The sequence below is a fragment of the Clostridiales bacterium genome, from assembly GCA_017961515.1.
In the GTDB taxonomy this organism is placed as follows: domain Bacteria; phylum Bacillota; class Clostridia; order Acetivibrionales; family RGIG10202; genus RGIG10202.
Genome location: JAGCXC010000066.1, coordinates 1 through 9,134, shown reverse-complemented (window position 1 = coordinate 9,134; position 9,134 = coordinate 1). Strand labels below are relative to the sequence as shown.

Sequence of the window (9,134 nt, the reverse complement as noted above, 5' to 3'; positions counted from 1 at the left end):
CAAGATAACGCAGGGAATGTAACGGAGAAAACATATTATATAGACAGAACCGTCCAAAAGCCTACCTTCCATAACGTCACCGCTAACACCACAAACGGAGATGTATATATAACCTGGGAAGATATTGAGACAGATGCGCCTTTAGAGTATGTCTCAGTTAATGGTATAGAGTATACAAAGGGAAGCATTATATACACCATATACAACGGGCAATACCAAGTATATTTCAGGGATATTTGCTCTAACGAAGGATATTATTCCTTCACAAGCACTAAAAAGAATATCTTAACAGAAACTGTTAACAAGCTTAGATATGAAACAAATGGATACTCCTTTGAAACATATGCACATGCTCTAAATTACAGAACATCTTTAGAGGAAGAATTTGTAGAGATACATACCTGGATAGGTCCAGATTGGGATGAAGGCATCCAAATGGATTATGTAGATAGTATTAATGCTAAGGCCGGGACATATTATTTATATAAGAGTGCAGATAACCCAAATATAAAGGTGGCATACTTCACGGAATCTAGAGTAATAGAGGTAATGCAAGGATATGCTGCAAAAGATATAGAAGAAAAATGGTATTGGGAAACAGATATTGCAACCCCTTATGCAGGAGAGAATATATATTCCTTTGCTAATTCTCAGACAGTAATGGCAAGAGAGATAGAGCTAAATACCGGAATAATTTATATAGACGGAGAGTTATATGAAGGTAATACATACTCAACACCAGGAACACACAGCGTAGTTATCCAAGATGGATATACAAACACATTTAATTGCACCTTCGTTATACAAGACAGGGCACCATAAATTGGTTATTCTGTTAATGATAACTCTTACTTATCCCTCACAAGAGATACATATTATTTAACAGGCAATATCTATTTAACACTCTTAGATTATATAGATGCAGACTCAGTTCTTATAATTACAAAAGATAATGTTAAAAACATTATAGGCACACAAGACAAGTTCCTTTTAACTAACGGAAAATATGATGTATACGCAATAAATAGATGCCATATTGGAGAGAGTAAGACTATATATGTATCTAATAATCCAGCTCAAATTAGTATTGTGGAAAACACATCTAAAAAGAAACTAGATATCTCTGTAACAAAATCTCAGGATTTAGCAGCAGGCATTACAAATATCTTCATATATAAAAAGACAGATTATGATTATATGCTCTTATCCCAGGATGATTTCTCCGGCACCATTACCAATACAAGATACACATATTCCTTTGCAACATCTGGAGAATATAGAGTTGTTGTGGAAGATAAGTTTAGATCTGGTCTAGATGCCGTTACAGAAGACTATCAATATACACAACCTTTGCCTCAAGCAAATATATATGGTGTACAAGAAAACGGATATACAAATAAAGATGTAAACATCCAGTATTCAGATTACGTTACATGCTCTTTGTATAAAGATAATGTATACATTAAGGAATTATCTTCAAGAGAAAGAATAACTGAAGAAGGTACATATCTAGCTCTCATTCAAGATTTAGATGGCAACGAGATTGTCTTTAACTTCATTATAGACAAGACAGCCCCTGTAATTACTTTAGACGGTGTTAATGCAGAAGGTACAACAAATAGACCGGTAACGGTTACATGGAACGAGGGTTTAGGCTACATAGTCTTAGGAGATACTATAACAAGAATAGATTCTGGCATTACTTTAGATGAAGATAATAATTATTATGTAGTTGTAGAGGATGAGGCAGGAAATATATCTCAATTAGGATTTAAGATAGATACTCATGTAAGTTACAAGATCAACGTTCTTAACGGGGCAATTTCTAATGAAGATGTAATTGTACATAGTTCAGAAGATGTAGAAATTGAGATGAAATTCAACGGAGCTTTAATGGAATATGCGCCAGAACAGAGCGTAACTGAAGAAGGAGAATATACCTTAACAATTAGAGATTCCTTTGGAAACGAAGAAACCATGAACTTTAGGATAATTAAGCATACACAGAAGTCCTTTAATTACACACCAGGAGACGGAGTAACTATAGACAATGTATTATCCTCAGGAGAAGCTGTAGAACATGGAGATACTCTACAACTCACAACCGATGGAGAATATTCCATAACAATCTGGGATGGCGAAGTATATTACACATTTAATATTTGTATAGACACTACAGCGCCTGAAGTTATCTTAGAAGGCGTGGAAAACGGCGGAAGTACAAAGAATAAGGTGAAGATTGCATCCGTTTCAGAAGATTGTACAATCCTTGCAAAAAAGGATGGTGTAGAGTTTAAATACAACGTTGGAGATAGTATAGAAGAACTAGGAAATTATGAGCTTACATTCGTAGACTCAGTTGGAAATAGTACAAATATAACATTTTCAATAGTGTACTCACTAAATGGAGCAGCAATAGCTTTAATAGTTATCTCATGTTTAGTATTAGTTGCAGGAGCGGTATTGTTCCTTGTGTATAGATTTAAAAAGATAGGAAAAAAGAAAAAGAAAGAGGATATAGAAACACCTCAAAAAGATGATAAAGAGATAGAGGAAATTGAATTAGATTAAGGAGGTAAAATGATGTCGAATTAAGTAGAGTGAAGTATTACTACACTCGTGCGAAGTGAATTGTTGAATAATGTGAAAAGAATGGGGAATAATGATTAAAAAATATCAACTATTTAATGTTTTTCTACATTGATGCGAAGTCATGCGAAGTTTTTGTTCGCACTATGCGAAGTTATTCAATTAAAAGAATATAATTCTTTTATATGTGTGAATCAATCTGTTAAATATATGATAATTATGTATAAATTATAACGTTTTGGAGATAAAATATGTCTATCGTGCGAAGTAATGCGAAGTTTTTGTTCGCACTATGCGAAGTCATGCGAAGTTTATAGTCATTTTTAGTCTATTTATTTACGACACATTTACGACAAATGATTTACGACACATTTACGACACATTTACGACAAATGATTTACGACAAACACTTGCGTTTCTATGAAATATATGGTATAATATATTTATAAAAAGGAGAATGTAAGTATGAATTTTGGAATAGAAAACGAAACCGTAGAGTTTAAAAAAAGTACTAGCGAATTAAAAGAAGCAATGGAATCTGTTTGTGCAATGCTTAATAAACATGGATTCGGAACGGTTTATTTTGGGATTTTGCCTAATGGTGAAGTATGTGGACAAGTTGTAAACGAATCTACCTTGCGTGATGTGTCTCGTAAAGTATATGAATCAATATCGCCTCAAATTATACCAACTATTTCAAAAAAGGTCGTTGATAATAAGGATATAATAGAGTTATCATTTAAAGGATATGATAGACCTTATACTAATAAAGGCACTTTTTATATTAGATCAGCAGATGAGGATAGAATTCTCCCATTAAATGAATTAAGACAAATGTTTGAATATAACAAAAAAGACAGTTGGGATGAGATGCTATCTGATTACTCGTTGGATGATGTTGATTTAGATACATTAGACAAGTTTTTCAAAAAAGCTACTGCTTGTGGAAGAATTAAAGATAAAAGTTATAATCCAGAGAAGTTATTAATTAAATTGAATCTTCTTAAACAGGGGAAACTAACTAATGCAGGTTATTATTTATTTTCCAAGAACAAACCTATCACATTAAATATGGCAGTTTTTGCAACAGATGAAAAACTTACTTTTTTAGATATTAATCGTGTAGAAGGAAATATTTTTGATTTAATTGAAGAAGCATACGATTATGTTAAGAAAAATATAAGGTGGAAAGCAGATATCGTAGGATTACAAAGAATTGAGACACCCGAAATTCCTTTAAGATCATTGAGAGAGATTATTTGTAATAGTTTTGCTCATGCGAGATATCATTCTAATACACTACATGAAATTACGATTCATCCTGGTTTAATAAGAATATATAATCCTGGTGAGTTTCCAATAGGTTATAAACCAGAAGATTTTGTGAATGAGGATCTTCCTTCAATGGTTAGAAATCCAATGATATTAAAAATCTTGTTTTTATCAGATGATGTTGAATCTTATAGTAGTGGTTTTAAAAGAGTATATGATGAATGCAAAAAGAACAATGTTCCTGTTGATTATATAATTGCTCAAGAAGGATTTACCTTTATATTCAGAAGATTTGATATAAATAAATCTCAAAAGAGAGTTTTATCTGATGAAGAAAAAAGGATAATAGAATTACTTAAAGAGAATCCATATATGTCTGCAGAATCGCTAAGTGATATGTTTAACAAATCACCACGTTCTATACAGAGAATACTTGCATCGTTAAAAGCAGATGGTTTTATAGAAAGAGTTGGCTATACAAAAGGTTATTGGATTGTTTATTAATATAAATGTATTTATAGAATATATTCAATAACAAGATAAGATGTTTTGTTATTGTTTGTTGATGTTGTTATTTACGACACATTTACGACAAATCATTTACGACACATTTACGACACATTTACGACAAAACAAGAATTAAAAGATAAAATCTTTTAAATTTTTCACTCATACTTAATTAATCGACACAAAGAGAATAAGCTAAAAACAAAGTGTCATTTAAAGAGACAATCATAGTGACATTATGATAACAATAAAACATTTTAAAAATTGTTAATTTTTCAAAAATATAAATACATAGTATTTATTGTGTCCAAATCATAGTGACATTCATAGTGACATTTTTCTTGGCAGTAAGAATGGTATATTTATACCTTCAATGTGTATCTCTATCTCGAATAAATTTAATAAATTAAGGAGAATTATAAATGGTAGATTTTAGTCCATCAGTTAATCCTGTATTGGAAATTATAAATGCTATCTTGTGGCCACTAATTGCTGTAGTTGGAGCCGTTGGAACAATTTATTGCGTAATCCTCGGTGTAAAATACGCTAAAGCTAGCAACCCTCAAGATAGAGATCAAGCAAAAAAACAACTAATAGGTGCAGCAATCGGTTTCTTGATAATCTTTGTGCTTATAGTGGTTCTAAAGGTTACAATGCCTATACTCCAAACTTGGGTGGAAAGCCAAACATAAATGACAGATTTCTTTGATTGGTTTTTTAAACTGTTATATAGGCTGCAAAAGGATATATGTTTAATAATAGACTTTATTCAAGGATTGTTTTTTAAACTCGGAGGACTGGAGAATATAGAAATAAACGGGGATACAACAGATATATTGTCTTTCTTCCTTAAAAGTGAGGTAGTAACTGTATCTTTCCTGGGTATATCCCTTCTAGGCTTTATACTCCTTTTCATCTTCACAGGTATATCAACCCTTAAAAACCAGGATGTATTAAATAATAGGGCAGTATCAAAAGGACATATATTTGTTAATACCTTTAAAGGCTTTATACAAATAATCCTTGTGCCTATCCTCCTTTTTGCCTTCATATACCTAACAAGCACAATAATTGCTAGCATGCTTGAAACCTTAACTATAGCAACAGGCAGTGAAGGAAAGGTAACGTCCATAGGCGCAAGAATGCTTATATGTGTAGGGGAAAATGCCTGGAGAGGCGGGGAGAATAGAGACATTATAGAAAAGATGTTTTTATCTGGCTCATTATCTTATGCAGATGTAGATGTGGTAGAGGAGTTCTATGATTTTTCAGAAATGAATCTGCTCGTAGGAGTATTTGGCCCTCTAGTCCTTCTAATCTTCCTTGTAAAGGCAGTAATAAACATTATAAGAAGAATTATAGATACAGTAGTTTTATTTATTATATCCCCGCTTGTAGGCTCTACATACCCTCTAGATGACGGCTCTCGCTTTTCTATTTGGAGAGAATTGGTAATAGGAAGAACACTAGGCACTTTTGGTACTATCTTCATCGCTAATATCTGCTTTTATATCCTTCCAATTATCTGCTCTATATCCTTTGTTAGTTCAGCACTTTTCAATGGGGTTATCCAAATTCTCTTTTATTTGGCAGCAGGAATAAGTATCTCTCAAGGAGATTCTTTAGTTGCTCGTATAGTTGGAGGAGAGAAGATGGGCAAAGAAGGACTGCATCTAGGCAAGCTCATACTGTATGGTAGAACCGCAGGACATATCCTTAATGGTGCCATAGGCGCTGGTATAGGAATACTGGGAGGTAGGAACGCAATTCAGAATGTAAAAAGATATGGAAAGACTGGGGCTATGCTTAACCACATGAAAGAAAAGAATAATGCCCTTCAAAAAGCTCAACAAAATGGAGAGAAAATGGAGAGGAGATATACACTCCTTGGAAAGACAAGAGAAACCATTATAAACACAATGGAAAATGGACTTTTAGGATCCATAAAGAAACACAATAAAGACCATGACATACATAATACCTAAAGACATAAATACAAAACTAAATATATATAGAGAAATTAGCTTAATAGACGTAATAATTGCATTTCTAGGCCTTACTCTTTTAACCCTAATAATAAGCTCTAATTTATCCTTTAAATTCGTGCTTGCAACAGGTGTATTAATTACATTTATCCCACTATACATACGCCTTGGGAAAGAAAGGGTATATGTCCTAATTTTTGGAGCAATTCGGCACTTTATCTCCACAAAACGGTATAATAAAGTTAAAAAATCAAATAATTTTTCATCCTTCCTAACCTATGATATCAAAGGAGATCATATAGTAAATCAAGACAAAACAGTGTCTAAAGTAGTGCACATATTAGCACCATACATGGCCCTTAAATCAGAGGAGGAATATACACAATACTGCCTAGCTCTAACTAGGATACTAACTAGACTAGATAATGGAGATGAAATTAAGCTAATTAAGCTAGAAAAAGATATAGACCTATACACCAATATTGAGGCAGAAAAAGATAGAGCAGATTCTCTAATAAAAGATAAGGAAAGATATGTCATCACAGATAAAGAATATACCTCCAGATTAAAGGTAATAGAGACTAGATTTAACCGTCTTCTAAATACCCAGGATCTAGGATATACCTTCAAGGATTATTATATGCTCGTAACAACAACTAGCCTTTCTAATACAGAAGATATGTGCTCTTATATCTTAAATTGCTTTAAAGATGTAGGGATAAAAGCTGAAATAGAGCAAGATGTCTCGTTCTTTGAATATATATATCATGAAGACATGCTAGGAGGAGATAATCTTTCCTTTAATCTTCTTGGATATAAGCTAGATAAACAAGATAAGACCATTCTCATGTGTAACGAATATCCAATTTTTGTTTCACATGGGTGGGCAAGAGACATCATGGACGTAGAAGGGAGTAAGGTTGTTTTCTCCTTTAAAAGAGCAGATGTAGATTCTGTCATTAAGAAAATAGATAATACTCTCTTAACACTTCAAGGAGAACAAGAGAGCGCTAAAGCCTCCGTATCTCAAGATAGAGTAAATCAAATAGAAACACTAGAAAATATGCTCATATCCCTTACGCAAGGCGGTGAAGGCGCTGTAAGCACAAGTATTTATGTCTTTTTAGATAGCAAAAACAAAAAAGAGATCAAAAGAAAACTAAATAAAGATGGATTTGTATTTAATGAGGATATAGCAAAGATCAAAGATAGTTTCATATCTTGCTTAATAGGGAATATTAAAACAAAAGAAAAAAGAAGGATTATGCCTTGCTCTGTTGCAGGCGCCTCTTTCCCGCTAGATTCTAACTTAATCCAAGATCCAAAAGGCATAGAAATAGGAGAAAATACTAATCCCGTATACAAAGACTTCTTTATCTTAGATGAAAACCACCTAAATTCAAATATGGTTGTATTGGGAAAATCCGGTGCAGGTAAGAGTTACTTTGTAAAGAACCTTTTAAGCAATTTTGCTGCCATGGACACCAAGATATTTATCCTAGATCCAGAAGGGGAATACAAAGAACTAACTAATAACTTTGGAGGTGAAATAATAGACACCGCCTGCGGAGATAACGGGAGAATTAATCCTTTTGATATAGAAAAAGAGGAAGATAAGGATTCTCAGCTTAGGTTTTTAGATGAAATGTATAAGACTATATTTGCTGGCATAGAAACGGAAGCCATTCATATCCTTAATGAAGCAACAGCAAATATGTATAAATATACGTATTCTCCCACATTTAATACTTTGTATACCCGCATTACAAACAGGTTAAATAAAGAAACAGATCTAAACCAAATAGGCATTCTTAAATCCCTTCTAAATCATATGGAAATTGTAACAAAAGGACTTGGCAATAAACTGTGGAATGGGGAGACAAATATAAACACTAAATCCAGGATTGTAGATATAGACTTTTCTAAATTAATTCTAGACGGAAACCATGAAGTAACTAACACTGAAATGCTAATTGTCCTTCATTATCTGCTTCAAACTCTAAGCAAGAATACATATAGCACTAGCAAGGTTATTGTTGTAATAGATGAGGCACACTTATTTGTAGATGGTGCTTATTCCGCAGCTCTAGACTTTATGTACCAACTTGCAAAGAGAATAAGAAAGTATAACGGAATGCAAATAGTAATAACACAGAATATAAAAGACTTCGTAGGGTCCCAGGAAATAATAAAGAAGACAAGTGCAGTTATAAACGCATCTCAATATTCAGTCCTTTTTAACTTATCCCCGCAGGATATAACAGATCTTATTAAACTATATGAGAATGCAGGTGGTTTTTCAGAATATGAAAAGAGCTTAATAACATATGCTCAAAGAGGTGAAGCCCTTATGCTTGTTTCACCAAGTGAACGTATAACGTTCAATGTAACAAAATTGGAGGAATAATTTGGAAGCAACAATAGAAAAAGAAAATACAAATACATTTACATTAGGCATAGATGATGCCATCCGTTTGGCAGATGAAAAATATGTCTCTATGTTGAAAAACGGAGAATATAAAAAACTGCTAGATGGAATAGCTCAAATGCCACACTTAACAGTTCGTAATCTTATGCTTGTAAAGGAACAAATGCCAGAAAGTACTAATGTAAAGAATATGGAAGCATGGAATTTTAGTAAAAGATACATTAAAGAAGGAGAACATGCATTAAAGATTCTTAAACCTGTATATGAAGAAAGAATTGTTACTCATTCAAATGGTGAAGTAACTAGAGAAAAAACTAATGAAATTTTTGGATACAAGTATGGTTTCGTCTTTG

7 protein-coding genes are annotated in these 9,134 nt (G+C 32.8%); all 7 read left to right on the top strand.

What is annotated here, in order from left to right:
• Window positions 1–822, top strand: an 822-nt coding sequence (locus J6Y29_04745; protein MBP5427179.1) for a hypothetical protein, incomplete at its 5' end; no start/stop codon positions are given.
• A gap of 465 nt (window positions 823–1,287) precedes the next feature.
• Window positions 1,288–2,571, top strand: coding sequence for a hypothetical protein (locus tag J6Y29_04740; protein MBP5427178.1), 1,284 nt, complete (start codon window positions 1,288–1,290; stop codon window positions 2,569–2,571).
• A 483-nt stretch (window positions 2,572–3,054) separates the two neighbouring features.
• Window positions 3,055–4,365 carry a putative DNA binding domain-containing protein gene (locus tag J6Y29_04735; GenBank protein MBP5427177.1) on the top strand — a complete coding sequence of 437 codons (1,311 nt, stop codon included), beginning with the start codon at window positions 3,055–3,057 and terminating at the stop codon, window positions 4,363–4,365.
• A 425-nt stretch (window positions 4,366–4,790) separates the two neighbouring features.
• Window positions 4,791–5,060, top strand: a complete 270-nt coding sequence (locus tag J6Y29_04730) for a hypothetical protein (protein MBP5427176.1) — start codon at window positions 4,791–4,793, stop codon at window positions 5,058–5,060.
• Window positions 5,061–6,353 (top strand): hypothetical protein, encoded by a 1,293-nt coding sequence (locus J6Y29_04725; GenBank protein ID MBP5427175.1) that lies wholly within the window; start codon window positions 5,061–5,063, stop codon window positions 6,351–6,353. It begins immediately after the preceding gene.
• Window positions 6,354–6,672: 319 nt separating this feature from the next.
• Window positions 6,673–8,760, top strand: coding sequence for an ATP-binding protein (locus J6Y29_04720; GenBank protein MBP5427174.1), 2,088 nt, complete (start codon window positions 6,673–6,675; stop codon window positions 8,758–8,760).
• 1 nt (window position 8,761) lies between these two features.
• Window positions 8,762–9,134 (top strand): hypothetical protein (locus tag J6Y29_04715; protein MBP5427173.1); only part of this gene is annotated, 373 nt, incomplete at its 3' end.

Excerpts from the sequence above, each read along its gene's own strand:
- J6Y29_04725 (MBP5427175.1), top strand. The coding sequence starts at position 5,061 with ATGACAGATTTCTTTGATTGGTTTTTTAAACTGTTATATAGGCTGCAA.
- J6Y29_04730 (MBP5427176.1), top strand. The coding sequence starts at position 4,791 with ATGGTAGATTTTAGTCCATCAGTTAATCCTGTATTGGAAATTATAAAT.
- J6Y29_04735 (MBP5427177.1), top strand. The coding sequence starts at position 3,055 with ATGAATTTTGGAATAGAAAACGAAACCGTAGAGTTTAAAAAAAGTACT.